Consider the following 23598-nt stretch of genomic DNA (forward strand, 5'->3'; position numbering starts at 1 on the left):
GCTGGCATGAATCGGCATGGTGCCTGATAGTCATAGGAACAAAACGCCAACGTCAGCAGAGGTGGGGGTTATGCCGGACGACCCGAAGCGGGCGTAACCATGCGCGGCCACATCATCGTGAGCGGTGACGACGCGTTGGCGACCACGATCGTCGAGGAGCTCAACAACGCCGGCGTGCACATCGTCAAGCTCGAAAACGCCGGCGAGCTCGAAAACGCCGAAGTCACCCGCGCCCGCGCCGTGATCTGTGTCGGCGACGACGACGCGACGAACCTCGAAATCGCGCTGCTGGCAAGGAAAGCCAACCCCCGGGTGCGGGTGGTGGCCCGGCTGGGCAACGACGTGCTGCGGACGGCGATGGCCGCCGACAAGCGCCCCGGCGCGATTCTGGACGTCGCCGACCTGGCGGCGCCCTCGGTGGTGGAGGCCTGCCTCGCGCACACCGTGCACCCGTTCGAGGCGGCGGGCATCGAATTCGTCGTCTCCGGCGCCGAGGCGCCGCGCAACGCGACGCTGCGCGAGATCTACGGCGATCTGGCACCGGTGGCGGTGATTCATGGGGAGAACTGCGCCACCCCCGGGGAGGTGGTGTCGTGCCCGGGCCGCGACCTGTCGGTACACGCCGGTGACTGGACGGCGATGATCGGCACCGCCGAGGAATTGGCCGCCCGCGGCATCAAGGTTCCGCGGCCGACGGTGACGCGCACGCGCCTGACCCGGCTGCGGCGCGCGATCGACGCAGCGCGCGCCCTGCGCGACGACGTCAACCCGATGTTCGCGCGGGCGTTGCTGGCCGCCGCGTGCCTGCTGGTCGGATCGACGGTGATCCTGCGCTTCTGCTACCAGCCGCACCCGCGGATGACGTGGCTGGACGCGCTGTATTTCAGCACCGAGACGATCGCCACGGTGGGTTACGGCGACTTCAGCTTCCTGCAGCAGCCCACCTGGCTGCGGCTGTTCAGCATCATGTTGATGTTCGCCGGCGTTACGACCACCGCGCTGCTCGTCGCCTTCATCGCCGACCTGCTGCTGTCGCGGCGGTTCGCCCACTCGGTCGGGCGGCGCCGTGCCCGCCACCTGCGCAACCACGTCATCGTGGTCGGGCTCGGGTCGTTCGGCAGCCGCGTCGTCGCCGACCTGAGGTTGGCCGGATACGACGTCGCGGTCGTCGAGCGGGACGAGAACAACCGCTACCTGTCGACCGCCGCCGACCTCGACGTGCCGGTGATCTTCGGGGACGCGACGCTGCGCCAGACCCTCGAGTCCGCCCGCGTGGATCACGCCCGCGCGGTGGCGGTGCTGACGCAGGACGACATGGTCAACATCGAAACCGGGATCGTGCTGCGCGAGATGCTGGGCCCCCGCGTCATGCCCGAAGTCGTCCGGCCCGACGTTCCCCTGGTGCTGCGCGTCTACGACCGCGTGCTGGGGGCCGCGGTGGCGCAACGGTTCGGGTTCGAAAACGTCCGGTCCACCGTCGAATTGGCCGCGCCGTGGTTCATCGGCGCCGCGATGGGCCTCCAGGTGCTGGGCACGTTCTCCGTCGGGCAGCGCTCGTTCATGGTCGGCGGCATGCACGTGGCGGCCGGCAGCGAGCTCGACGGGCTGAAGATGTTCGAGCTGTCCACCCAGACCCGCGTCATCGCGATCACTAGGCAGGACGCGCCCGTCGAGCTGCACCCGCGCCGGGACGCCTGGCTGCGCGGCGGCGACACCGTGTACCTGGTCGGCCCGTATCGGGAGTTGCTGGCGACGCTGCGCAAGGGGCAGCCGCCCCAGCAGCCGGCCGCTGGCGACGAGCGCGCGTCCGCCTAGTGGCTTAGCGCTACAGCCGGGCGGCGACGTCCGCGGCGCGGGCGAGCTGGTCGACGTCCGAGCTCGTCGGGATGAGCTGCACCTCGTCGGTGCCGATGTCGGAGAACTTGCGCAGCACCGCCAGCAGCTCCTCCTCGGTGCCGGCCCACCCGGTCGTCGGCGCCATGGCGTCGACGTACTCCGCCGGAATCCAGTTCATGTAGCGCCGCAGGTGACGGTGCACCTGGGCGCGCGCCTGATCGGGCGGCCCGAACGCGAACCAGAACGACGTCACCAGGTGCGGCCTGCCCTTGCCCGCCTGGGCCCAGGCGTCGCGCGCGACGTCGAACAGCTCGTTCTGCTTGGCGACGTCCAGGTCCAGCGTGGTCCCGGCCAGTCCGGCGGCCCAGGCGGCCGCGCTGCGGATGGTCTTCGGGCCGATGCTGCCCACCAACAGCGGCGGCCCACCGGCCTGCACCGGCGCCGGCCCGACCGGAAGCACCGACTCGGTGAGCTTTTCGCCCGCCCAGACCCGCTTCATCACGGCCACCCGGTCGGCCATCTCCCGCATGGTCTGCGTCGCCGGGTCGGCGCCGACGGCGTGGTAGTCCTCGTGCCTGCCGCCGACCCCGATGCCCACGCTCAGCCGCCCGCCGCAGAGCATGTCGCCGGTCGCCAGCGCCTTGGCCAGCATGACGGGGTCATGCAGCTGCGGCACGATCACCGTCGTCAGCAGCCGCACCCGACTGGTCCAGGCGGCCAGCGCGCCCAGCAGCGTGAGGTTGTCCGGGTTTTCGAACGCGATGCGCTCGCCCCAGCACAACGACGAGAACGGACCCTCGTCGATCGCGCGTGCCCAGCTCTGCAGAATTCCCGCATCCAAGTCCGGCTCCATCACCGGCAGCGTCATCGCAATCCGCACGACGGCGATTCTGGCATGGGAGTCAACATCGGCTCGCGCAAGTGGCAGCATGGAGCAGATGGGTTTCACCAGCAGTTCCATCGCGCACGTCCGGCTCACCGTCACCGATATCGAGCGGTCCCGGCAGTTCTACGAGAGCGTGTTCGGCTGGCCGGTCCTCCTGGAGGTGCCCGACAACGCCGACGAGGCCACCCGCGCCCAGTTGAGCTTCCTGTTCGGCGGCGTCATCTACGACCTCGGCGGCACGCTGCTCGGGCTGCGCCCGGTCGCCACCGACCGCTTCGACGAGGACCGCACCGGGCTCGACCACATCGCGTTCCGGGTGGCCACCAAGGACGAATTGGACGCCGCGGCAACGCATCTCGACGAGCTCGGCATCACGCACGAGCCGGTGAAAGACATCGGCCCGTCCTACATCCTGCAGTTCCGCGACCCCGACAACATCGCCCTGGAGCTCACCGCACCGAAATAGGATCAACACCATGGCCATCAATTTCAACCACACCATCGTCGCCGCCCGCGACAAACGCGAATCCGCGGAGTTCCTCACCGAGTTGTTCGGCCTGCCCAGCCCAAAGCCGTTCGGCCACTTCATGGTTGTGCAACTCGAACACGACGTCAGCCTGGACTATGCGGACGCTCCCGAGGGCGCGGAGATCACCCGGCAGCACTACGCCTTCCTGGTTTCCGAGGAGGAGTTCGACTCCATTTACGGCAAGATCTCGTCGCGCGGCCTCGAGCATTGGGCGGACCCGGGCGCCAACCGGCCGGGCGAGATCAACCACAGGGACGGCGGGCGCGGGGTGTACTTCCGCGACCCCTCGGGTCACGCCATGGAAATCCTGACCCGCCCGTACGGATCGGGGAGCTGAATCCGCGGGCGGGGTGCGCCTATTCGCCGGCGCGCGGCGTGCCGTGCCGCGTGCTCTCCTGCGTCCGATAGTCGTCGGCGTATTGCGCGACGTGCTTGGGCAGGGCGTTGGCGGCGACATCGGCCAGCGTGGTCTCCTCCAGCACCGAGCGCATGCTCGCGCGCAGCGCCCGCCACACGTCGGTGAGCGCAGCCGTCGGACCCGAGTACGGCAGGTCCCCCAGGCCGATGTCGCGCACGCTGGCCAGCGGTCCGTCGATGCAGCGCAGCACGTCGGCGATGCTGATCTCGTTGCCCGGACGGGCGAGTTCATAGCCGCCCTCGCGGCCCCGATGGCTCCTCACCAGGCGATCCGTGCGCAGGTTGGTCAGGATGTCGACGAGGAACTGCGGTGGTATGCCCTGCGCTTGGGCCAAGTCGTCGGTCTTCACCAACGTCCCATGGGGGACCGTGGCGAGTTGGACCATGGCCCGCACCGCGTACTCCGCCTTCGCCGACATGCGCACTCTGTGGATTGTGCCACCCGGCGGCGGCAATCAGTCGCAGCCGTGCGTCAAGCCCGCGATTCGAGCAGATCGACGATGCTCTGCGCCTGCTCCTCGACGGTGCGGTCGGGCGTAAGCCGCAGGTCGGGGTTGACCGGCGGTTGATACGGGCTGTCGATGCCGGTGAAGTGGGCGATCTCGCCGGCGCGGGCCTTGGCGTACAGCCCCTTCGGATCGCGCTGCTCGCATTCTTCGATCGGGGTGTCGCAGAACACCTCGATGAAGTCGAACCCCGCGGCGGCGTGCACATTACGAGCCATTTCGCGTTGCTCGGTCAGCGGGCTGATCGCGGGCACCAGCACGACGTTGCCCGCGTCGGCCAGCAGCGCCGCCACGTGCGCCAGCCGGCGCAGGTTCTCGGCGCGGTCGGCCATGGCGAAGCCCAGGTCGGCGTTCAGGCCGTGCCGCAGGTTGTCACCGTCGAGAACGTAAGCGGCGCTTCCCCTTTCGAGCAGCATCTGCTCGACGAGCATGGCCACCGACGACTTGCCGGAACCGGACAGGCCGGTGAACCACACCGTCTTGCCGCGCGGCCGGGCTTCGGCGGGGGCCGATGACTTGTGCCGCACGGTATTCGGGCTCGCCGTCTGCACCGAGACGTCGCGCAGCACCATGCCCGCCGCAACCGTTCCGTTGGTGTGGGGGTCGATGAGGATGAACGAACCGGTGCTGGCGTTGCGGGAGTACTCGTCGAGCAGCAGTGGCACCTGGGTGCGCAGCGAGATGCGGCCGAGTTCGTTGAGCTGCAAGGCCGTTGCCGACTTGTCGCGGTGCAGGGTGTTCACGTCGAGCCGGTAGTCCAGCCCGGTCACCCGCGCGCGCGTGGTCCGGGTGGTGTGCTTGATGACGTAGTCACGGCCCGGCTCCAGCGCCGCGTCGTCGGCCATCCAGCACACGGTCGCGTCGAAGTCCTGGGTGACGCGGGGATGGTTGTTGGTGCGGGCGATCAGATCGCCGCGCGAGATGTCGATTTCGTCGGCGAGGCTGACCGACACCGCCATCGGCGGAAACGCTTCCTCCACTGGGCCGTTCGGCCCGTGGATCGCGGTGATCCTGGTGGTCTTGCCGATCGGCAGGACGACGACCTCGTCGCCCGGGCGCATGACCCCGCTGGCCACGGTGCCGGCGTAGCTCCGGTGGTCCTGATGCTCGCGGGTGTGCGGCCGGATGACGTACTGGACGGGGAATCGCACGTCGACCAGGTTGCGGTCACCGGCGATGTAGACCTCCTCCAAATGCGACAGCAGCGCCGGGCCCTCGTACCAGGGGGTCTGGTCGGACTTGGTCACCACGTTGTCGCCGTGCAGCGCGGAGATCGGGATGGTGGCCACGTCGTGCACGTCCAGGCGCGCGGCGAAGGCGTGGAATTCGTCGCGAATCGCCTCGAATTTCTCCCTGTCCCAGCCGATCAGGTCCATCTTGTTCACCGCGAGCACGATGTGCTGGATGCCCAGCAGCGAGGCCAGGAAGGCGTGCCGGCGGGACTGCTCCAGCAGGCCGTGCCGGGCGTCGACGAGCACGATCACCAGCTGGGCCGTGGACGCGCCGGTCACCATGTTGCGGGTGTACTGGATGTGGCCCGGGGTGTCGGCGATGATGAATTTCCGCTTGGGAGTGGCGAAGTAGCGGTAGGCGACGTCGATCGTGATGCCCTGCTCGCGTTCGGCGCGCAGGCCGTCGGTCACCAGCGCCAGGTCCGTGTAGTCGTGGCCGCGCTCCTTGGACGTCTGCTCCACCGCCGCCCACTGGTCCTCCATGACGGCCTTGGAGTCGTAGAGCAGCCGCCCGATCAGCGTGGACTTGCCGTCGTCGACGGAACCCGCGGTGGCCAGGCGAAGCAGCGTCGTCGGTGTGGCCATCAGAAGTACCCCTGCCGTTTGCGGTCTTCCATCCCGGCCTCCGAGATGCGGTCGTCGGCCCGGGTCGCGCCGCGTTCGGTCAGCCGCGACACCGCGGTCTCGGCGATGACCTCCTCCACGGTCGAGGCCTCCGACTCCACGCATCCGGTGCAGGTGACGTCGCCGACCGTGCGGAATCGCACGGTCGCTTCGAACACCGGCTCGTCGTCGCGCGGCCGCATGTGCCGGTCGACCGCGAGCAGCATGCCGTCGCGGCGAAACACCTTGCGCCGGTGGGCGTAATAGATCGAGGGCAGCGCGATGTCCTCCGCGCCGATGTAGGACCAGATGTCGAACTCGGTCCAGTTGGACAGCGGGAACGCGCGGATGTGCTCGCCCTTGTGGTGCCGGCCGTTGTACAGGTTCCACAGCTCGGGCCGCTGCGCCTTCGGGTCCCACTGGCCGAACTCGTCGCGGAAGCTGAACACCCGCTCCTTGGCGCGCGCCTTCTCCTCGTCGCGGCGGGCGCCGCCGAACGCCGCGTCGAACTTGTTCTCCCGGATGGCGCGCAGCAGCGTCACCGTCTGGATCGAGTTGCGTCCCTGCTTGGGCTCGACGACCCGGCCGGCGTCGATGTCCTCCTGGACCGAGGCGATCACCAGGCGCACGCCGTGCTCGGCGACCAACTCGTCGCGGGTGGCGATCACCTCGTCGAAGTTGTGGCCGGTGTCGACGTGCATCACCGGGAAGGGCAACCGCCCGGGCCGGAACGCCCGCAGCGCCAGGTGCAGCATGACGATGGAGTCCTTGCCGCCCGAGAACAGCAGCACCGGCCGCTCGAACTCGGCGGCCACCTCCCGGATGATGTGGATCGCTTCGGCCTCGAGCGAGCGCAAATGGCTCAGCTCGTATTGGCCGGCGGCGGGGCCCGCCTTCAGATCGCTGGTCATGGCTTCCTCGAGTAAACCTGGTAGAGTCGGTCAAGTTTGGCAGCTTTGCCCTACATAGCATCAGTTCGGCCCGACGGTTGTCAAGTGCCCGGCGTTGCGATGGCGCGGCGGCCGGACACCGGACATATCGGGTCAAGTGCGGCGGCGGCCCTTTTCCGGCCGGTCTGCGGTGCGACAGCAGAGCGGATGCCTGCCGAACCCGCACCGAGTGGCCGTGACGTCATCGCGGCGTTCCTGCCCCAGTCGCCATTCGTCGCAAAGCTGGGCATCGTCGCCGACCGACTCGACGACCGGGAGGTCAGGCTGCGGCTGCCATGGGATCCCGCCAACGTGACCCTCGGCGACATGGTGCACGGCGGCGCGATCGCCACCCTCGTCGATGTCACCGTCATGGCCGCGGCCTGGTGCGGCGCGCAGGCTCCCCCGGAGCTGCGGGGCGTGACCGTGTCGATGACGTTGGACTTCATGGCCCCGGCCCGCGCCACCGACGTCATCGGGGTCGGCCGGGTGCTGCGGCGCGGCCGGTCGCTGGTCAACTGCGAGGCCGAGATCGTCGACCCGCAGGGCACGCTCGTCGCGAAGGCCCTGGCCACCTACAAGGTGGGCTGAACGCTAGGCCCTGATTTCCTGCAGCTTCCCAGTGGCGACGTCGAAGACGAAACCGCGCGCGGACACGTGCTTGGTCACGAACGGGCTGGCCTCGATGCGGCGCAACGACTGCCGGACGTCCTCGGCGACGTCGGGGAAGGCCTCGGCCGCCCACGGCGGCTTGAGGCCAATCTCCTCTTGAATGGCGCGCTTGAAGTCGTCGTCGGCGAAGGTGAGCATCCCGCAGTCGGTGTGATGGATCAGGATGATCTCCCGCGTCCCCAAAAGCCGCTGACTGATGGCCAGCGAGCGGATGACGTCATCGGTGACGACTCCCCCGGCGTTGCGGATCACGTGCGACTCGCCCTCGTTGATGCCAAGGACGCGATAGACGTCGATCCGGGCGTCCATGCACGCGACCACCGCGACGTGTTTGGCCGGCGGCAAGGGCAGCGGCCCCTGGAAGGTGCTCGCATATTGGGCGTTGTTGGCCAGGTAGTCGTCGGTAACCGTCACGCGAGCCTCCTCGGAAAATGTCGCAACACCGCGGTGCATGCTAACAACGGGCCACCGATTATTGACGCATGAAAATCAGCCGGATCACAAGGATCCGGCCGCCGCAACGGGCCGGTCGGGGCCCGGCTCGTTAACCTGTCCCAATGCGAGGCGGGTGCGTCCGGGGATGATTCGCTTCTTGGCGCGCCGCCTGCTCAACTACGTGGTGCTGCTGGCGCTGGCATCGTTTCTCACGTTTTGCCTGACGTCGGTGGCCTTCCGGCCGCTGGACAGCCTGCTGCAACGCAGCCCGCGGCCGCCGCAGTCCGTGATCGACGCCAAGGCCCACGCGCTCAACCTGGACAAGCCGATACCGATCCGCTACGCCCAGTGGGCCTCGCACGCCGTTCGCGGCGACTTCGGCAAGACCATCACCGGCCAGCCCGTCGGGGCCACACTGTGGCGCCGCGTGGGAGTCACGCTGCGGCTGCTGGTCATTGGGTCGCTCGCGGGCACGGTGCTGGGCATCGTGGCCGGCGCGTGGGGCGCCATCCGCCAATACCGACTGAGCGACCGCCTCGTCACCATGGTGGCCCTGCTGATCCTCAGCACCCCGACGTTCGTCATCGCCAACCTGCTGATCCTGGGTGCGCTGCGGGTGAACTGGGCGCTCGGCGTGCACCTGTTCGACTACACCGGGGAAACCTCACCGGGCGTGGGCGGCGGGGCCTGGCACCAGTTGGTGGACCGGCTGCGGCATCTGATCCTGCCCACGCTCACCCTCACCTTGGCCGCCGCCGCCGGATACAGCCGTTATCAGCGCAACGCGATGCTCGACGTCCTGGGCCAGGATTTCATTCGCACCGCGCGCGCCAAAGGGCTCACCCGCCGGCGTGCGCTGGTCAAGCACGGGCTGCGCACCGCGCTGATCCCGTTGGCCACCCTGTTCGCCTACGGGGTGGCCGGGCTGGTCACCGGCGCGGTGTTCGTGGAGAAGATCTTCGGCTGGCACGGCATGGGCGAATGGCTGGTGCAGGGCATCGCGACGCAGGACACCTACATCATCGCCGCGATCACGCTGTTCTCCGGGACGGTGGTGCTGCTGGCCGGCCTGCTGTCGGACGTCTTCTACGCGGCCCTCGATCCAAGGGTGCGGGTGTCATGACGTCCGAGCCCACAGTCGAAGCGGCTCAAGGGATTTCGTCCCCAAAAGCCGAGGAGTTCACCTCGCGCCGCACCCTGGTGCTGCGCCGGTTCCTGCGCAACCGGTTGGCGGTCGCCGCGCTGACGCTGCTGGTGCTGTTGTTCGTCGGCTGCTACACGCTGCCGGCGGTGCTGCCGTTCTCCTATGACGACCTCGATTTCGACGCGCTGCTGCAACCGCCGAACGCCCGGCACTGGCTGGGAACCAACGCGCTGGGCCAAGACCTGCTGGCGCAGATCCTGCGGGGCATGCAGAAGTCGATGCTGATCGGGGTGTGCGTGGCGGTCATCTCCACCGGCATCGCCGCCACCGTCGGCTCGATCGCCGGATATTTCGGCGGCTGGCGGGACCGGGCGCTGATGTGGTTGGTCGACCTGCTGCTCGTGGTGCCCAGCTTCATCCTCATCGCCATCGTCACCCCGCGCACCAAGAGCTCCGCCAACATCCTGATGCTCGTCCTGCTGCTGGCCGGGTTCGGCTGGATGATCAGTTCGCGCATGGTGCGCGGCATGACCATGAGCCTGCGCGAACGCGAATTCATCAGGGCCGCAAGGTACATGGGCGTGTCCAGCCGCCGGATCATCCTGCGTCACGTGGTGCCCAACGTGGCCTCGATCTTGATCATCGACGCCGCCCTCAACGTCGCATCGGCCATCCTGGCCGAGACGGGGCTGAGCTTCCTCGGCTTCGGCATTCAGCCGCCCGACGTGTCGCTGGGCACGCTGATCGCCAACGGCACCCAATCCGCGACCACCTTCCCGTGGGTGTTCCTGTTCCCGGCGGGCGTGCTGGTGCTGATCCTGGTGTGCGCCAACGTGACCGGCGACGGCCTGCGCGACGCGCTCGATCCGGGCGCCGGCATGTTGCGGGGTGGCGACCGGTGAGCGCGCTGCTGGAGGTGACCGACCTGGCCGTGACGTTTCCGACGGATGGCCAGCCGGTGACCGCCGTGCGCGGCATCAGCTATGACATCGCCCGGGGCGAAGTGGTGGCGATGGTCGGCGAATCCGGTTCGGGCAAGTCGGTTTCGGCGATGGCGGTGGTGGGCCTGCTGCCGGAGTACGCGCGGGTGCGGGGCTCGGTGCGGTTGCAGGGCACCGAGCTGCTCGGCCTGGGCGACGACGCGATGTCGCGGTTCCGCGGCAAGACGGTCGGCATGGTGTTCCAGGATCCGATGTCGGCGCTGACGCCCGTCTACACCGTCGGCGACCAGATCGCCGAGGCGATCGAAATCCACCAGCCGCGCGTGGGCCGCAACGCCGCCCGCCGGCGCGCGGTGGAACTGCTCGAGCTGGTCGGCATCGCGCAGCCCGAACGCCGCGCCCGCGCCTTCCCGCACGAGCTGTCCGGCGGCGAACGCCAGCGCGTCGTCATCGCGATCGCGATCGCCAACGACCCGGACCTGTTGATCTGCGACGAACCCACCACCGCGCTCGACGTCACCGTGCAGGCGCAAATCCTCGAGGTCCTCAAGACCGCGCGCGACATCACCGGCGCCGGCGTGCTCATCATCACCCACGACCTGGGCGTGGTCGCCGAGTTCGCCGACCGCGCACTGGTGATGTACGCCGGCCGGGTGGTCGAATCCGCCGGGGTGCACGACCTGTACCGCGATCGCCAAATGCCCTACACCGTCGGGCTGTTGGGCTCGGTTCCGCGGCTCGACGCCGCGCAGGGCACTCGGCTGGTGCCCATCCCCGGCGCGCCGCCGTCGCTGGTGGGGCTGGAACCCGGCTGCCCCTTCGCGCCGCGTTGCCCGCTGGTGATCGACGAATGCCGCACGGAGGAACCGGAGTTGCTCGCCGTCGGCGCCGGTCACCGCGCGGCCTGCATCCGCACCGATCAGGTCAACGGGCGCAGTGCCGCCGACATCTACGGGGTCAAGACGGACATCCACCGGCCGGAATCCGGCGACTCGCCGGTCGTCGTGCGGGTGCGCGATCTGGTCAAGACGTTCCGGCTGACCAAAGGCGTGGTGCTGCGCCGCACCGTCGGTGAGGTGCGCGCGGTCGACGGTGTCGGCTTCGAACTGCGGCAGGGCCGCACCCTGGGCATCGTCGGCGAGTCGGGTTCGGGCAAGTCGACCACCCTGCACGAGATCCTGGAACTCGTTGCGCCGCAAGCCGGCTCCATCGAGGTGCTCGGTGCCGATGTCGCGACCCTGACCGCGTCCCGCCGGCGAAGTCTGCGGCGCGACATCCAGGTTGTGTTCCAGGACCCGGTGGCGTCGCTGGACCCACGGCTGCCCGTCTTCGACCTGCTCGCCGAACCGTTGCTGGCCAACGACTTCGGCAAGAGCGAGACCAACGCCCGGGTCGCCGAGTTGCTCGACATCGTTGGGTTGCGCCGGGCCGACGCCGCGCGCTACCCCGCCGAGTTCTCCGGCGGGCAGAAACAGCGCATCGGCATCGCGCGGGCGCTGGCGTTGCAGCCGAAGATCCTGGCGCTCGACGAACCGGTGTCGGCCCTCGACGTCTCCATCCAAGCCGGCATCATCAACCTGTTGCTCGACCTGCAGGAGCGGTTTAGCCTCTCGTATCTGTTTGTCTCCCATGATCTTTCGGTGGTCAAGCACCTCGCGCACCAGGTGGTGGTGATGTATGCCGGCACAATTGTGGAGCAGGGCGACAGCCGGCAGGTATTCGGCGACCCGCAGCACGACTACACCCGGCGGCTGCTGGGCGCCGTGCCACAACCCGATCCGGGCAAACGTGTCTAGGCGGGTGGCGACGGCGCTTCTCGCCATGGCGGTGGGGATCTCGGGATGCTCACCGGCCATCAGCCTGATGCCGGAGACCGGCCACGGCGCCGAGATCGGCACGACCAGCGACATCAATCCCCACGATCCCGCCACGCTGCAGGACGGCGGCAGCCTGCGCCTGGCGCTCACCGACTTCCCGCCCAACTTCAACATCCTGCACATCGACGGCAATTCGGCCGAAGTCGCCGCCATGATGAAGGCCACGTTGCCGCGGGCATTCATCCTCGGCGCTGACGGCTCGACCACCGTCGACACCGACTACTTCACCAGCGTCGAACTCACCGGCACCGCACCGCAGGTGGTGACCTACACGATCAACCCCAAGGCGGTGTGGTCCGACGGCACACCGATCACGTGGGAGGACATCGCCAGCCAGATCCACGCGCTGAGCGGCGCCGACAAGACGTTCGAGATCGCCGGGCCCAGCGGCGCCGACCGCGTCGCGTCGGTCACCCGGGGCGTGGACGACCGGCAGGCCGTCATGACCTTCGCCAAGCCGTACGCCGAGTGGCGCGGCATGTTCGCCGGCAACGGCATGCTGCTGCCCCGCAGCATGACCGCCACGCCCGAGGCCTTCAACAAGGGCCAACTCGACGGGCCCGGCCCGTCCGCGGGCCCCTTCATCGTCACGTCGCTGGACCGAACCACCCAGCGGATCGTGTTGTCCCGCAACCCGAAATGGTGGGGTGATCGACCGCGCCTGGACAACATCACCTACCTGGTGCTCGATGACGCCGCGCGGCTACCGGCGTTGCAGAACAACACCATCGACGCGTCCGGCGTCGGCACCGTGGACCAGCTGACCATCGCCCAGCGCACGAAGGGCATCTCGATCCGGCGCGCCCCGGCCCCCGCGTGGTCGCACTTCACGTTCAACGGCGCGCCCGGATCCATCCTGTCCGACAAGGCGTTACGGCTCGCGGTGGCCAAGGGCATCGATCGGCGCACCATCGCCAAGGTCGTCCAGTACGGGCTCACCAGCGACCCGGTGGCGCTGGGCAACCACATCTACGTCGCGGGGCAGAAGGGCTACCAGGACAACAGCGCGGTCGTCCCCTACGACCCGGAGGCGGCCAAACGCGAGCTCGACGCCCTGGGGTGGAGGCTCAACGGTCAGTTCCGGGAGAAGGACGGCCGCCAGTTGGTGATCCGCGATCTGTTCTACGACGCCCAGGGCAGTCGGCAGTTCGCCCAGATCGCGCAGCACAGCCTCGCGCAGATCGGTGTCAAGCTCGACCTCGTGGCCAGAGCCGGCAGCGGATTCTTCACCAACTACATCAACGTCGGGGACTTCGACATGGCCCAATTCGGTTGGCTGGGCGACGCTTTCCCGCTCTCGGCACTGACCCAGATCTACCTGTCGAGCGGGGAGAGCAACTTCGGCAAGATCGGCGGCCCCCAGATCGACGCGGCGATCGAGCGGACGCTGGAAGAACTCGACCCCGAAAGGGCGAGGGCGCTGGCGAACGACCTCGACAAGCTCATCTGGGCCGAAGGCTTCAGCCTGCCGCTGACGCAATCGCCGGGCGACGTCGCGGTCCGCAGCACGCTGGCCAACTTCGGCGCGGCCGGTCTGGGCGACTTGCGCTACACCGCAATCGGGTTCACGCGGAGTTGATGCGGCGCAGCCAGGCCGGGATCGGCAGGGCGCCCTCCACGGTGGCGGCCACCCCGATCGCCTTCCACAGCAAGCGCAGCTCGGGGCGCGCCGGAAGGGCGTCGAGCGCGGGCGCTTCCGCGATGAGGCTCTCGGCTTCGCCGCGCCACACCGCTTTTGCGATGGCGATCGCGGCGGGCTCGCGAAAGTCCAGCGCGCTGTGCGCCATGTTGGGCAACTTCAGCAACACCGCGTTGGGGAGCAGCAGGGCCTCGCGCTCGGCGACCGCCGGCGGGGTGATCAGATCACGACCGCCCGACACCACCACGTTGGGCCAGTTGAAGTTCGGCAGCTCGGTCGGCAGGTCGTAGGGCTCGTCCTCGAAAGACACCTTCTGCGTGCGCGCCTCGCGTTCGGCGACGGCGGGGTCGAGCGGCAATCCGTCGGGTTCCGCGGCGTAGTCGAGCTCGCGGAACGCGATGCGGCTCACCAGGTCTTCCTCGTAGCGATACGGCAGGTGGCTCAGGGTGGTGAACCGGGACAGCGCCCACCACAACAGCTTTCGGCCGTCCAGCAGCAGGTCGAGTTGGCGCTCGAGCAGCTCGGCGCCGCCGTAACCGTAGATGGTCGCCACGACCTGGGTGGCCGCGGCGGTCATCACGCCGGCGTCGACGAGTTTGCGCATTTTCGGCGCCAGCGCGGCGGTTTCGGGGCTGTCGCCCCTGAGCAGCAGCCGGCGGATCGCGCGGCGCACGATCACGATGTCATGCCGTGACAGCAGCGGCGAGTCCAGCACCATGGCCCGCACCCGGCCGGGATGGCGCACGCCGAACCCGGAGGCGATGTAGGTGCCGTACGAGGCGCCGTAGATGACGGCCGAGTCGACGTGGGCGTCGTCGAGCACGGCGGCGATGTCGTCGACGACCTGGTTCACGGTGATCGCCTCGGGCGGCAGATCCGCGCCGGTGTCGTCGTGGCGGGACATGCCCACCCCGCGGTGTTCGATCATGATGACGTCCAGGCCCGCGGCCGCTGCGCGGCGCCGCAGACCCCTGTACATCTGCACCGAGGCCACCCCGGGACCTCCCGGGATGATGACGACCGGGTGGGCGGACTTCCTTCCGGTGCGCACGTAGTACAGATCGAACTCGTCGGGGTTATCCGGGGAGATCGGCCGGCGCACGGGCCGCACACCTGGTAGCGCCGCCAGCTTCTGCTGCGTGCGGCGCCGCTTCGCAGTCATCGTCATCGGTGTCGCCCCGCCATGGCCCCATTCTGCCCGTGAGCCGGATTGGCGCAGTTCAGGCCCCGGGCTAGGCGCTGAGATCGATGCGGTGCGCGCCCTTGACGCCGTCGTACCGGTCGGGGCTGCAGGTCAGCACGATCACCTGCCCGTGCGTGCCCACCGTGTCGAAGACCTCGCCCATCTTCGCCAGCCGGTCGGGATCGCTGAACCCCAGCGCGTCGTCGACGACCACCGGGACGGCGTCCTCCTTGGCGACCATGGCCGCGCCGGCCAGCCGCGCGAGGATGCCGAGCTGCTCCTTGGCTCCGCCCGACAACGATTCGTAGGGCACCGTGACGCCATTGAGCGTGCGGCTGCGGATGCACAGGTCGCTGTCGATGTCGACCTCGAAGGTGGGGCCGAACACCGGCCGCCCGAGCCGTTGCAGTTCGGCGCGGTAGGGCTCGACGTACCGCTGGCGGGTGGTGTCGCGGTGGCGCGTCATCACCGACCGCAACAACCGCGCCGCGCGCGCCCGGCTGCCCACCCGGATGTGCTCGCTGACGGCGTGCTCACGTTCGGTTTCCGCGGCGTCGAGCTTGCCCTGGCGCCCCTCGCCGCCGAACACCGACAGTTCGATGGTGGTCTCGCGCAACTCCCGGGCCGCCTCGTCGTAACGCTCCCGCAGTTCCTCCGTTTGCTTTGTCGCGGCGGCCAATTCGGCCTGCACCGCGCTCGGGTTCGCCGCCGCCAGCGCGCCTGCCAGTTCGGCGTGGCGGCCTTCGGCGGCCCGTGCCGCCCGCAGCGCCGTGTCCGCCGCCGACGCCAGCTCGTCATCACCGGCCGATGCCCGCTCATGGGCCAGCCGGTCGGTGGCGGCGCCGAGCTCGCCGCGCTGCGTCTCCAGCGCGTTCTGGAGAACCGTTGCGCGGGTGGATAACTCGGTGAGCCGCGCGGTGGTGGCGGCGGCACTCCGGCGGTGGTCCTCGGATTCGGCCGTCGCCGTCAAGACCGCCGCTTCGAGGGCCGCGAGTTCGTCGCGGGCGGCGCCGATGTCCGCCGCGGGCTGGTCCGACTCTGGTTGCCCGGCGCGCAGCTGCTCGAGCCGGGCGCGTAGTTGGTCGATCTCCTCGTCACCGCACAGGCCGGCCAGGGTGGCGCTCAACTGGTCGCGGCTGCTCTGCAGTTCGCGGCGCTGCTGATCGGAGGCTCGAGCGGCGGCGACATCGGTCACCACGGCGGCGGCCAAGGCGGCAGCCAGTTCTTGTTGTGCCGCATCGTGTTTCGCCTGCACATCGAGCGTCGTCGCGCCGGGCGTGATCCGCGCGGCGAGGACGCCGGGGACCCGGACCGCGGTGGGCCCGGTGGTCGTGGTGGACCAGGTCTCGCCCTCGGACAACGAGATTCGCTGGTCGCCGACGACGAGCTCGATGGCTGCGGCGGCGGTGAACTCGACGGCGGCGGACGTCGATGCCAGCTGGTCGCCGATGCGCTCGACAGCGGCCGCGGCGGTCTCGATGCGTCGCAGCAGCTGCTCGGTGATGGCGATCTCGCCCAGCGCCGCGCACACTTGGTCGCGGTTTTGTTGGATGGCGTCAACCTTGGCCAGCCGGGCGCTCAACCGCTCGGCCTCGTCGCGATTGGCGAGCTGAGCCACGGTGTTGCGGGCGGATTCGGCGCGGCGTTGTAGGTCCGCAAGGGCTTCGGCGGCTTCCTGAGCCGCGGCGGCGGCGGTCTGGGCGTCGACCTGAGCCACCCCGCACGCTTCGACGGCCTCCAGTGCCTGGGCCTCGGCGGCCGCGACAGCGGCTGTGCGGGCGTCGATTTCGGCGAGTAGTTGCAGCCGCGCGTTGTGCGCGGTTGTCGCCGCGGCGCTCGTCGCCACCGCGGCGGTCGCGACCAACCCGGCCTCGCGCGCCTGGCCGGTCAGTTCGGCGATCCTTTCCGCGGCCTCCTGCGCGGCGACGAGCCGGGGGCCTGCGGCGACGCGTTGCTGCTCGAGCTCGGCCACCTGTTCGGTCAGGACGGCGTGCCGATTCACCCGCTCGTCGACCTCGGCGACCGCCGCGGCGCATTCCGCCACCGCGGCCTCGGCGTCGGCCAGCCGGGTGATCGCCGCGGCCCATTCACCGGTGGGACGCCCGGTCGGGGTGAAGTAGCGCCCATACTCCGCGTCGATGCGTTCGATGAGCAACGGCTCGGTGCCGGACAGCGCGCCGGTGTCGCCGGCGGCCACATCGAGCGCACGCGACAGCGCGTCGCAGCCCGATAAATCCACCGCGGCCGTCGACGCGGACTGCAGCACCCGCTGGGCATGCCACAGGTCGCTGTCCACCGTTTCGGCGAGCATCGCGCGGACCCGTTCGTGCGCCTCGTCGCCGGTGAGCTGCTCGTGGTGCGGCGCCTGAATCGTCAGCTCGGTTTCGCATTTCTTGTGGAACCGCTTGCGATAGACGAATCGATAAGGGCCGCAACTCAGTTCGGCGCTCACCTCGGAGCCGACGTCGCTGTGGGTGGGCTTGACCTGCTTGACTTCCTTCTTCGTCGAGCGGTCCCTGGCCTCCAGCAGCAGGTCCAAGGCTTCGATCATCGACGACTTGCCGACCTCGTTGGCGCCGCACAGCACGACGACGCCGTGGTCGGGGAAGTCGATCTCGCGGTGCGTGATGCCGCGGTAGTTCGTCAGGATCAGGCGGTGCAACTTCATGCGGCGCCCCGATCGGTGAGGCGTAGTAGTAATGCCAGCGCGGCCTGCGCGTCGACGGCGTGCTCGGAGTCTCCCTCGCGGGCGGTGGCCACCAGTTCGTCGACGGCCGCGGCGGCGAATCCCCCGATGCCGAGGTCGCTGAATTCGCCGTCGGCCGGGATGACCGCCAGGTCGGTGCGGCGGTCCCACAGGCCGAGCCAGGCGTACAAGCGGGAGTACTTGTCCAGACACGCATCCAGCGCGGCGCGGTCGGTGACCGTCAGCGATCCGGTGAGCGCCAACCGCACCACGGTGCGCTCCTTGTCGGTCATCAGGTCCAGATTCAGGTCCAGGTCGGCGATGTCGCGGCTGGTGTCGACCTGCCGGTGCATGGTGACGAACCGCCAGCGGCCGACGTGCCGCGGCTCCACCGTGACGGGGCGGCGCGGGTCGGCTTCGTCGATCTCGACGATGAGGACATGGCCCGGATCCGATTCGACGTCGTCGAAGTTGGTGACCTCCGGCGCGCCCGAATACCAGACCCGGCCACTGTTGCCGACCTCGGTGCGCGAATGCTTGTCCCCCAGTGCGACATAGTGCACGGCGCCGGCCGCCAGCGCGTCCTCGAGCGCGGCGAGCCGGATCAGGGAGGGCTTGTCGCGATCGGGGTCGAGGATGTCGACCCCGCCGTGGGCGACGAGGATGCGGGTGACGGGCCCGGGCGTCAGGCCGCCGAGAACTTCCGCAACCAAATCGGTGGTGGGGGCCTTGGATCGCCACGGCGCGGCGACGATCTCCAGACCGGGCCGCACCTGATGGATGCCGGCCCGGTCGAGCACCACCACGTTGTCGGGGCGTTCGGCGGCGAACAGCGCGCTGGTGTAGACCGACGAGGCGTCCAGCGGGTCGTGGTTGCCCGGCAGCAGGTAGACCGGAATCCCGATGGCGCGCATGGCTTCCAGGCTCTGCCCGACGACCTGCGGGGGAAGCTGATTGTGCTCGAAGACATCGCCGGACACCACGACGAACTCGGCGCCAACCTCCGCCGCCAGCGCTCCCAGACCGGCCACCGCGTCGCGCCGGGCCGCGGAGTAGCGCGGCTGGGCGTCACCGGCAAGGAAGTGCCGCGTCATGCCGAGCTGCCAGTCGGCGGTGTGCAGGAATCGCATGGCGGCGGCCCCCTTTCGAACTGCGTGGTTATCCGGGCATCGCGAGCTTAAGTCCGCGCACCGACAAGACGCGGGACCTCGCCCGGCAGGTCTCCGAGCGGGTATTTTGCGGCTTTTTGGTCCGGCGGCCGCACGGCTCGGGCGAAGTTTTGAAAGTTTTTGCGCGAGTGTGAATCTATGGCGATTCTCGGGCGCGTTTTTGTCGGTGGGGGTCGCTAGGTTCGGGGGTATGAGTACTGATCCGGAGGCGGTGTCGGCGGCGTTCGACGCCATCGATGCCGCCTTGGAAACTCTGCGCGGCTACGACTGCAATGCCCTGGGCACCCGCGCGCAGTTGGCCTACCTGGAACGCTGCGAAAGGGTGCGCCGGCAGCTGCCGGCCCTCGAGCATCCGGTGATCAACACCCTGGGCCGGCAGGCCACGGCCGAGGAGTTGTGTGGCAGCCTGCCGCAGGCGATTGCCGAGGCGACGCTGATCAGCCGCGCCGAGGCGTCGAGGCGGGTGAAAGAAGCCGTCGACCTAGGACCCCGGCACGGGCTGACCGGCGAACCTTTAGCACCGATCCTGCCCGCGACCGCCGCCGCCCAACGCGACGGCGCCCTGGGCCCCGGGCAGGTGGGGGTGATCCGCCGGTTTTTTCACCAGTTACCCGCCGCGGTGGATGCGCCCACCCGGGCGGCCGTGGAGGCCGACCTCGTCAGGTATGGAACGCAGTATCGGCCCGAGCAATTGGCGGGGCTGGCCGAGCATGTCGCCGATTGCCTTAACCCCGACGGCACCTACAGCGACGCCGAGCGCGCCCGCCGCCGCGGCCTCACCCTGGGCAAGCAACAAGCCGATGGCATGTCGGAGCTGCGCGGGCTGCTCACCCCCGAGCTGCGGGCCACCCTCGAGGCGGTGCTGGCCAAGCTGGCCGCCCCCGGCATGTGCAACCCCCTCGACGACACGCCGTGTGTGGACGGCACCCCGAGTCAGCAGGCCATTGATCACGATGGGCGCAGCGCCGCCCAACGCAACCACGATGCGTTGTTGGCGGCATCACGCGCGCTGTTGGCCTCGGGAAAACTCGGCCGGCACAACGGGTTACCGGCCTCCATCATCATCACCACCACCCTGCAGGAGCTGCAGACCGCCGCCGGGCACGGGCGCACCGGCGGCGGCACCCGCCTGCCGATCAGCGACGTGATCCGGCTGGCCCGCCACGCGCATCACTACCTGGCCATCTTCGACGACGACGCCACACCGCTGGCGCTGTATCACACCAAACGCCTCGCCAACCCCGGCCAACGGATCGTGCTCTACGCCAAGGACCGCGGCTGCACCGCCCCGGGCTGCACCGTGCCCGGCTACCTGTCCGAAGTCCACCACGTCACCGACTACGCCCGCAGCCGCCGCACCGACATCAACGACCTCACCTTCGCCTGCGGACCCCATCACCGCCTGCTCACACCCGGCGGCTGGCGCACCCGCAAAAACACCAAAGGTGACACCGTCTGGATCCCCCCACCCCACCACGACAGGGGCCGGCCCCGCACCAACACCTTCCACCACCCCGAAAAGCTCCTCCGCGACGGCGACGGCGACGGCGACGCGGCATAAGGATTAGCGTGTCTGCCGTGGGAGATGACCGCACGCTGCTGTTGATGCGTCACGCGAAATCCGATTACCCGCCCGGCGTAGCCGACCACGAGCGGCCGTTGGCGCCGCGCGGCATCCGAGAAGCCGGGCTCGCCGGTGACTGGCTGCGCGCCAACGTCCCTGCCGTCGACGCCGTGCTGTGCTCGACCGCGACGCGCGCGCGAGAGACGTTGGCCAACACGCACGTCGACGCGCCGGTGCGCTATAGCGAGCGGCTGTACGGGGCTACGGCCGGCACCATGATCGAGGAGATCACCGCGGTCGGCGACGACGTGCAGACGCTGCTGGTCGTGGGTCACGAGCCGACGATGTCCGACCTGGCCCTCGGACTGGCCGGCGAGGGCACCGATGCCGCTGCGGCCGAACGGATTTCGGTCAAGTATCCGACGTCGGCTATCGCCGTGCTGACCGTGCCGTCCGGCTGGAAGGGTCTCGAACTCGGGCGCGCCGCACTGATCGGGTTCGAGGTGCCGCGCTAGCCCGCTACGAGTTGGTGGCCAGCGTCAGCTCCATCAGCTTGAGGGCCTGACCGCACGCGTCGATGCCGGGCGCCTGGGGATTGACCCACCAGCCGACCACCCCGGCGGCGTCGCTGGCGACCCCGCACGCGCCGTTCGGGTCGTCCGGGCGCATCACGATCGAATCGATTCCGGCGATGTTCCGCGTCTCGACTTTGTACTTCAAGAAGTCGGCGACCTTGCGTTCGTTGCTGAGGCTGCCCTGCTCGAACCAGAACCGGGTGATGTCGATCAGCCCCGCCGGGTTGGCCGCCTGCCATCGGCAGATGGCGCCCACGAACGTGCTCTGAATGTCGAGCGGGTCGGCGCCCACCGTCTTGGCCAGGATGTCGCTGGTGAGCACCTCACACTCCTTGAGCAGGTTCGGGTACTGCTGCTGGGAGTTGTTGTTGCGGGTCGGGCCCCCCGCCTTGACGGCGGTGCCGCCGACCGACCTCGAACAACCCGTCATCACCACCAGCGAGGTGATCAAGACGGCTACGGCGGCGCGGACGCTTCTTCTGGTCATTTCGAGTTCGCAATCGACTGGCGCGCCAGTTCCTTGGCGATGTCGCAGGGCGGCGGAAACGGCTTCTGGCTGAAGCTGATCGACCATTCGAAGAAGTCATCCTGGAACTGGATGCCCACCTCGCACAGCGAGTCACCGAGGTTGGGCTCGTTTCCGATGGCGATGAACCCGCTGTGGCCGTTGATGTTGATGTCGTCGACGCTGGCGCGCGACAGCTCCTCGGTCTTGCGCTCGCGCCCGATCGGGCTTCCGCGATACCAGGAGAAGGAGAAGTGCGGGCCGAGGATGCCGCCGCCCGCCAGCCACTGGCATCCGACGGAGTTCCTGGCGGTGTTGATCAGGCCGGTTACCTTGGTCAGCTCCGCCACCGTCTGATCGCTGATGCCGCCGCACTGCGGGAACATCGGCCCGTGATGACCCTCGGAGTTACCGGGCGAGGACGAGGACGTCGCCCCCGGTTTGTTGCCGCCGGAATCGGAGCACGCGGCAACCGCCGGGACCAAAATCGCCAGGGCCGACGCCGCAACGGCCAGCGCCCTCGAGTTACGCCGCACCGCTACCCTGCTTTTGCTCAGCCTGCTGCCGGTCCACACGATGCACTGTAGCGGCAGCTCAGCGGGTCAACCACCGACGCGCCTGAGCAGGCGTTTCAGCCGCGCCGGCGGATGCGGTGCGCGGATTGGGCCGTCCGGCGGTGGCTGGCCACCGGCGGGCGTCCCGTGTGCGACGCTTACGAAATGCTCCTGGCACTGCTGCGCCAGTACATCCGGCCGTACCGGCGGCCGGTCGCGGTGCTGATGGTGCTCCAGCTGATCAGCACGCTGGCGTCGCTGTACCTGCCCACCGTCAACGCCGCGATCATCGACGAGGGCGTCGCCAAGGGTGACACGGCGACCATCGTCCGGCTCGGCATGGTCATGCTCTCGGTCACCGGGCTGCAGGCGCTGTGCGCGATCGGGGCGGTCTACTTCGGCTCGCGGACCGGGATGGGGTTCGGTCGGGACCTGCGCGCGGCCATGTTCAACCACATCACCACCTTCTCCGAGCACGAGACCGCCCGCTTCGGTGCGCCCACATTGCTGACGCGCAGCACCAACGACGTCCGCCAGATCCAATACCTGGTTCAGATATCGAGCACCGTGTTGGTCACCGCGCCGATCATGTGCATCGGCGGAATCCTGATGGCCATCCACCAAGAGGCCGCGCTGACGTGGCTGCTGCTGGTCAGCGTCCCCGTCATGGCCGTGGCCAATTACTGGGTGATGTCGCACATGCTGCCCCTGTTCCGCCGGATGCAGTTCCTGATCGACGGCATCAACCGGGTGATGCGCGACCAGCTGTCCGGCGTCCGGGTGGTCCGGGCCTTCGCGCGCGAAGGCTACGAGCGCGACCGGTTCGCCCGCGCCAACGCCGCGTTGTCGAACACCGCGCTGACGGCCGGCAATTGGCAGGCGGTGATGCTGCCGGTGACCACGCTGACCGTCAACGTGTCCAGCGTCGCGCTGATCTGGTTCGGTGGGTTGCGCATCGATCGCGGCCAGATGCAGGTCGGCTCGCTGACCGCCTTCCTGGCCTACTTCACCCAGATCCTGATGGCGGTGTTGATGGCGACCATGACGCTGGTGGTGCTGCCGCGAGCGTCCGTGTGCGCCGAACGCATCACCGAGGTGCTGGGCACCCGGGCCGCGGTCAACGACCCGCAGGCGCCGGCCTTCCCGCGCGGCGGCATTTCTGGAGTAGTGCGACTGGCCGGCGTGACGTTCAGCTACCCGGGCGCCGACCGCCCAGTGCTGCAGGACATTTCGTTCACGGCGCGGCCCGGAACCACCACGGCCATCGTCGGCAGCACCGGGTCGGGCAAGTCGACGCTGGTGTCGCTCATCTGCCGGCTCTACGACGTGACCGGCGGCGCCGTCCTCGTCGACGACGTCGACGTCCGCGACTACCAGACCGAGCGGCTCTGGTCCGCGATCGGGCTGGTTCCGCAGCGCGGCTACCTGTTCTCCGGGACCGTGGCCGACAACCTGCGGTATGGCAAGTCCGACGCGAGCGACGTCGAGATGTGGGAAGCGCTGCGAGTGGCCGACGCCGAGGGATTCGTGCGCGCCCACGATGACGGGCTGCGGATGCGGGTGGCCCAGGGCGGCATCAACTTCTCCGGCGGTCAGCGGCAACGGCTGGCGATCGCGCGGGCGGTCATCCGCCGTCCCACCATCTATCTCTTCGACGACTCGTTCGGCGCGCTCGACGTGCACACCGACGCGCGAGTGCGCGCATCGCTCACGCGG

21 protein-coding genes are annotated in these 23598 nt (G+C 69.1%); 11 read left to right on the forward strand and 10 right to left on the reverse strand.

The window, feature by feature from the left end; translation table 11 throughout:
- Positions 1-99: 99 nt before the first annotated feature.
- A complete protein-coding gene (locus tag A5702_RS08040; protein ID WP_067817893.1) occupies positions 100-1815 on the forward strand; it encodes an NAD-binding protein in 1716 nt (571 codons plus the stop codon).
- A 10-nt stretch (positions 1816-1825) separates the two neighbouring features.
- Here the strand turns inward: A5702_RS08040 and A5702_RS08045 are convergent, their stop codons facing one another.
- Positions 1826-2704 carry an LLM class flavin-dependent oxidoreductase gene (locus A5702_RS08045; RefSeq protein ID WP_067817896.1) on the reverse strand — a complete coding sequence of 293 codons (879 nt, stop codon included), beginning with the start codon at positions 2702-2704 and terminating at the stop codon, positions 1826-1828.
- 70 nt (positions 2705-2774) lie between these two features.
- On the opposite strand from A5702_RS08045, the gene A5702_RS08050 reads away from it, so the two are divergent.
- Together A5702_RS08050 and A5702_RS08055 are read left to right on the forward strand one after the other, a co-directional pair.
- Positions 2775-3188 carry a VOC family protein gene (locus A5702_RS08050; RefSeq protein WP_055402430.1) on the forward strand — a complete coding sequence of 138 codons (414 nt, stop codon included), beginning with the start codon at positions 2775-2777 and terminating at the stop codon, positions 3186-3188.
- Between the two features lie 10 nt (positions 3189-3198).
- A complete protein-coding gene (locus tag A5702_RS08055; protein ID WP_055402403.1) occupies positions 3199-3588 on the forward strand; it encodes a VOC family protein in 390 nt (129 codons plus the stop codon).
- A gap of 19 nt (positions 3589-3607) precedes the next feature.
- Here A5702_RS08055 and A5702_RS08060 read toward each other — a convergent pair whose 3' ends face one another.
- The 3 genes from A5702_RS08060 to cysD are packed head-to-tail and all read right to left on the reverse strand — an operon-like array spanning position 3608 to position 6920.
- Entirely contained in the window at positions 3608-4093 is a 486-nt protein-coding gene (locus A5702_RS08060) for an RrF2 family transcriptional regulator (protein WP_068219694.1), read from the reverse strand.
- 47 nt (positions 4094-4140) lie between these two features.
- Positions 4141-5991 (reverse strand): adenylyl-sulfate kinase, encoded by a 1851-nt coding sequence (cysC, locus tag A5702_RS08065; protein WP_068219697.1) that lies wholly within the window; start codon positions 5989-5991, stop codon positions 4141-4143.
- Positions 5991-6920, reverse strand: coding sequence for a sulfate adenylyltransferase subunit CysD (gene cysD / locus A5702_RS08070; RefSeq protein ID WP_055402410.1), 930 nt, complete (start codon positions 6918-6920; stop codon positions 5991-5993). Before cysD ends, cysC begins: the two co-directional genes overlap by 1 nt.
- A gap of 186 nt (positions 6921-7106) precedes the next feature.
- Between cysD and A5702_RS08075 the strand changes: the two genes are divergently transcribed.
- Positions 7107-7529 (forward strand): PaaI family thioesterase, encoded by a 423-nt coding sequence (locus tag A5702_RS08075; RefSeq protein ID WP_068219700.1) that lies wholly within the window; start codon positions 7107-7109, stop codon positions 7527-7529.
- A 3-nt stretch (positions 7530-7532) separates the two neighbouring features.
- On the opposite strand, the gene A5702_RS08080 is transcribed toward A5702_RS08075, so the two are convergent.
- Positions 7533-8024, reverse strand: coding sequence for a carbonic anhydrase (locus tag A5702_RS08080; RefSeq protein WP_068219732.1), 492 nt, complete (start codon positions 8022-8024; stop codon positions 7533-7535).
- Between the two features lie 166 nt (positions 8025-8190).
- Here A5702_RS08080 and A5702_RS08085 point away from each other — a divergent pair, with 166 nt between their 5' ends.
- Genes A5702_RS08085 through A5702_RS08100 form a run of 4 tightly spaced genes read left to right on the forward strand, consistent with a single transcriptional unit; the run spans position 8191 to position 13586 of the window.
- Entirely contained in the window at positions 8191-9168 is a 978-nt protein-coding gene (locus A5702_RS08085; RefSeq protein ID WP_055402416.1) for an ABC transporter permease, read from the forward strand.
- Entirely contained in the window at positions 9165-10091 is a 927-nt protein-coding gene (locus A5702_RS08090) for an ABC transporter permease (RefSeq protein ID WP_055402418.1), read from the forward strand. The genes A5702_RS08085 and A5702_RS08090 overlap by 4 nt, the downstream gene beginning before the upstream one ends.
- On the forward strand, positions 10088-11926 hold the full coding sequence (locus A5702_RS08095; RefSeq protein ID WP_068219703.1) for an ABC transporter ATP-binding protein: 1839 nt from the start codon (positions 10088-10090) through the stop codon (positions 11924-11926). The genes A5702_RS08090 and A5702_RS08095 overlap by 4 nt, the downstream gene beginning before the upstream one ends.
- Before the next feature lie 25 nt (positions 11927-11951).
- The gene (locus tag A5702_RS08100; protein ID WP_055402422.1) at positions 11952-13586 is read left to right on the forward strand and encodes an ABC transporter family substrate-binding protein; all 1635 of its coding nucleotides are present in this window, start codon (positions 11952-11954) and stop codon (positions 13584-13586) included.
- Here A5702_RS08100 and A5702_RS08105 read toward each other — a convergent pair.
- The 3 genes from A5702_RS08105 to A5702_RS08115 all read right to left on the reverse strand — a co-directional run bounded on the left by A5702_RS08105 (position 13573) and on the right by A5702_RS08115 (position 18645).
- Entirely contained in the window at positions 13573-14814 is a 1242-nt protein-coding gene (locus tag A5702_RS08105; protein ID WP_067817917.1) for an alpha/beta hydrolase, read from the reverse strand. The two genes, A5702_RS08100 and A5702_RS08105, sit on opposite strands and share 14 nt — an antisense overlap.
- A gap of 64 nt (positions 14815-14878) precedes the next feature.
- Positions 14879-17497 (reverse strand): AAA family ATPase, encoded by a 2619-nt coding sequence (locus A5702_RS08110; RefSeq protein ID WP_068219706.1) that lies wholly within the window; start codon positions 17495-17497, stop codon positions 14879-14881.
- Positions 17494-18645, reverse strand: a complete 1152-nt coding sequence (locus tag A5702_RS08115) for an exonuclease SbcCD subunit D (protein ID WP_068219709.1) — start codon at positions 18643-18645, stop codon at positions 17494-17496. The genes A5702_RS08110 and A5702_RS08115 overlap by 4 nt, the downstream gene beginning before the upstream one ends.
- A 229-nt stretch (positions 18646-18874) precedes the next feature.
- Between A5702_RS08115 and A5702_RS08120 the strand changes: the two genes are divergently transcribed.
- Together A5702_RS08120 and A5702_RS08125 are read left to right on the forward strand one after the other, a co-directional pair.
- Positions 18875-20245 (forward strand): HNH endonuclease signature motif containing protein, encoded by a 1371-nt coding sequence (locus tag A5702_RS08120; RefSeq protein WP_068219712.1) that lies wholly within the window; start codon positions 18875-18877, stop codon positions 20243-20245.
- Between the two features lie 44 nt (positions 20246-20289).
- Positions 20290-20763 (forward strand): histidine phosphatase family protein, encoded by a 474-nt coding sequence (locus A5702_RS08125; protein WP_068219735.1) that lies wholly within the window; start codon positions 20290-20292, stop codon positions 20761-20763.
- Between the two features lie 4 nt (positions 20764-20767).
- On the opposite strand, the gene A5702_RS08130 is transcribed toward A5702_RS08125, so the two are convergent.
- Positions 20768-21310, reverse strand: a complete 543-nt coding sequence (locus A5702_RS08130; protein WP_055405498.1) for a DUF3558 domain-containing protein — start codon at positions 21308-21310, stop codon at positions 20768-20770.
- A complete protein-coding gene (locus A5702_RS08135; RefSeq protein WP_055405497.1) occupies positions 21307-21864 on the reverse strand; it encodes a DUF3558 domain-containing protein in 558 nt (185 codons plus the stop codon). Before A5702_RS08135 ends, A5702_RS08130 begins: the two co-directional genes overlap by 4 nt.
- Positions 21865-22047: 183 nt before the next feature.
- On the opposite strand from A5702_RS08135, the gene A5702_RS08140 reads away from it, so the two are divergent.
- A partial coding sequence (locus tag A5702_RS08140; protein WP_068219738.1) for an ABC transporter ATP-binding protein occupies positions 22048-23598 on the forward strand: 1551 nt, incomplete at its 3' end.

The sequence above is a fragment of the Mycobacterium sp. E3339 genome, assembly GCF_001666915.1.
Taxonomy (GTDB): Bacteria; Actinomycetota; Actinomycetes; order Mycobacteriales; family Mycobacteriaceae; genus Mycobacterium.

What these genes read in the sequence shown, in the direction of transcription:
- A5702_RS08100 (WP_055402422.1), top strand. Translation starts at nt 11,952, where the DNA reads ATGGCGGTGGGGATCTCGGGATGCTCACCGGCCATCAGCCTGATGCCG.
- cysC (WP_068219697.1), bottom strand. Translation starts at nt 5,991, where the DNA reads ATGGCCACACCGACGACGCTGCTTCGCCTGGCCACCGCGGGTTCCGTC.
- A5702_RS08120 (WP_068219712.1), top strand. Translation starts at nt 18,875, where the DNA reads ATGAGTACTGATCCGGAGGCGGTGTCGGCGGCGTTCGACGCCATCGAT.
- A5702_RS08050 (WP_055402430.1), top strand. Translation starts at nt 2,775, where the DNA reads ATGGGTTTCACCAGCAGTTCCATCGCGCACGTCCGGCTCACCGTCACC.
- A5702_RS08105 (WP_067817917.1), bottom strand. Translation starts at nt 14,814, where the DNA reads ATGACGATGACTGCGAAGCGGCGCCGCACGCAGCAGAAGCTGGCGGCG.
- A5702_RS08130 (WP_055405498.1), bottom strand. Translation starts at nt 21,310, where the DNA reads ATGACCAGAAGAAGCGTCCGCGCCGCCGTAGCCGTCTTGATCACCTCG.
- A5702_RS08055 (WP_055402403.1), top strand. Translation starts at nt 3,199, where the DNA reads ATGGCCATCAATTTCAACCACACCATCGTCGCCGCCCGCGACAAACGC.
- cysD (WP_055402410.1), bottom strand. Translation starts at nt 6,920, where the DNA reads ATGACCAGCGATCTGAAGGCGGGCCCCGCCGCCGGCCAATACGAGCTG.
- A5702_RS08090 (WP_055402418.1), top strand. Translation starts at nt 9,165, where the DNA reads ATGACGTCCGAGCCCACAGTCGAAGCGGCTCAAGGGATTTCGTCCCCA.
- A5702_RS08040 (WP_067817893.1), top strand. Translation starts at nt 100, where the DNA reads ATGCGCGGCCACATCATCGTGAGCGGTGACGACGCGTTGGCGACCACG.
- A5702_RS08085 (WP_055402416.1), top strand. Translation starts at nt 8,191, where the DNA reads ATGATTCGCTTCTTGGCGCGCCGCCTGCTCAACTACGTGGTGCTGCTG.
- A5702_RS08045 (WP_067817896.1), bottom strand. Translation starts at nt 2,704, where the DNA reads ATGACGCTGCCGGTGATGGAGCCGGACTTGGATGCGGGAATTCTGCAG.
- A5702_RS08075 (WP_068219700.1), top strand. Translation starts at nt 7,107, where the DNA reads ATGCCTGCCGAACCCGCACCGAGTGGCCGTGACGTCATCGCGGCGTTC.
- A5702_RS08125 (WP_068219735.1), top strand. Translation starts at nt 20,290, where the DNA reads ATGCGTCACGCGAAATCCGATTACCCGCCCGGCGTAGCCGACCACGAG.
- A5702_RS08110 (WP_068219706.1), bottom strand. Translation starts at nt 17,497, where the DNA reads ATGAAGTTGCACCGCCTGATCCTGACGAACTACCGCGGCATCACGCAC.
- A5702_RS08115 (WP_068219709.1), bottom strand. Translation starts at nt 18,645, where the DNA reads ATGCGATTCCTGCACACCGCCGACTGGCAGCTCGGCATGACGCGGCAC.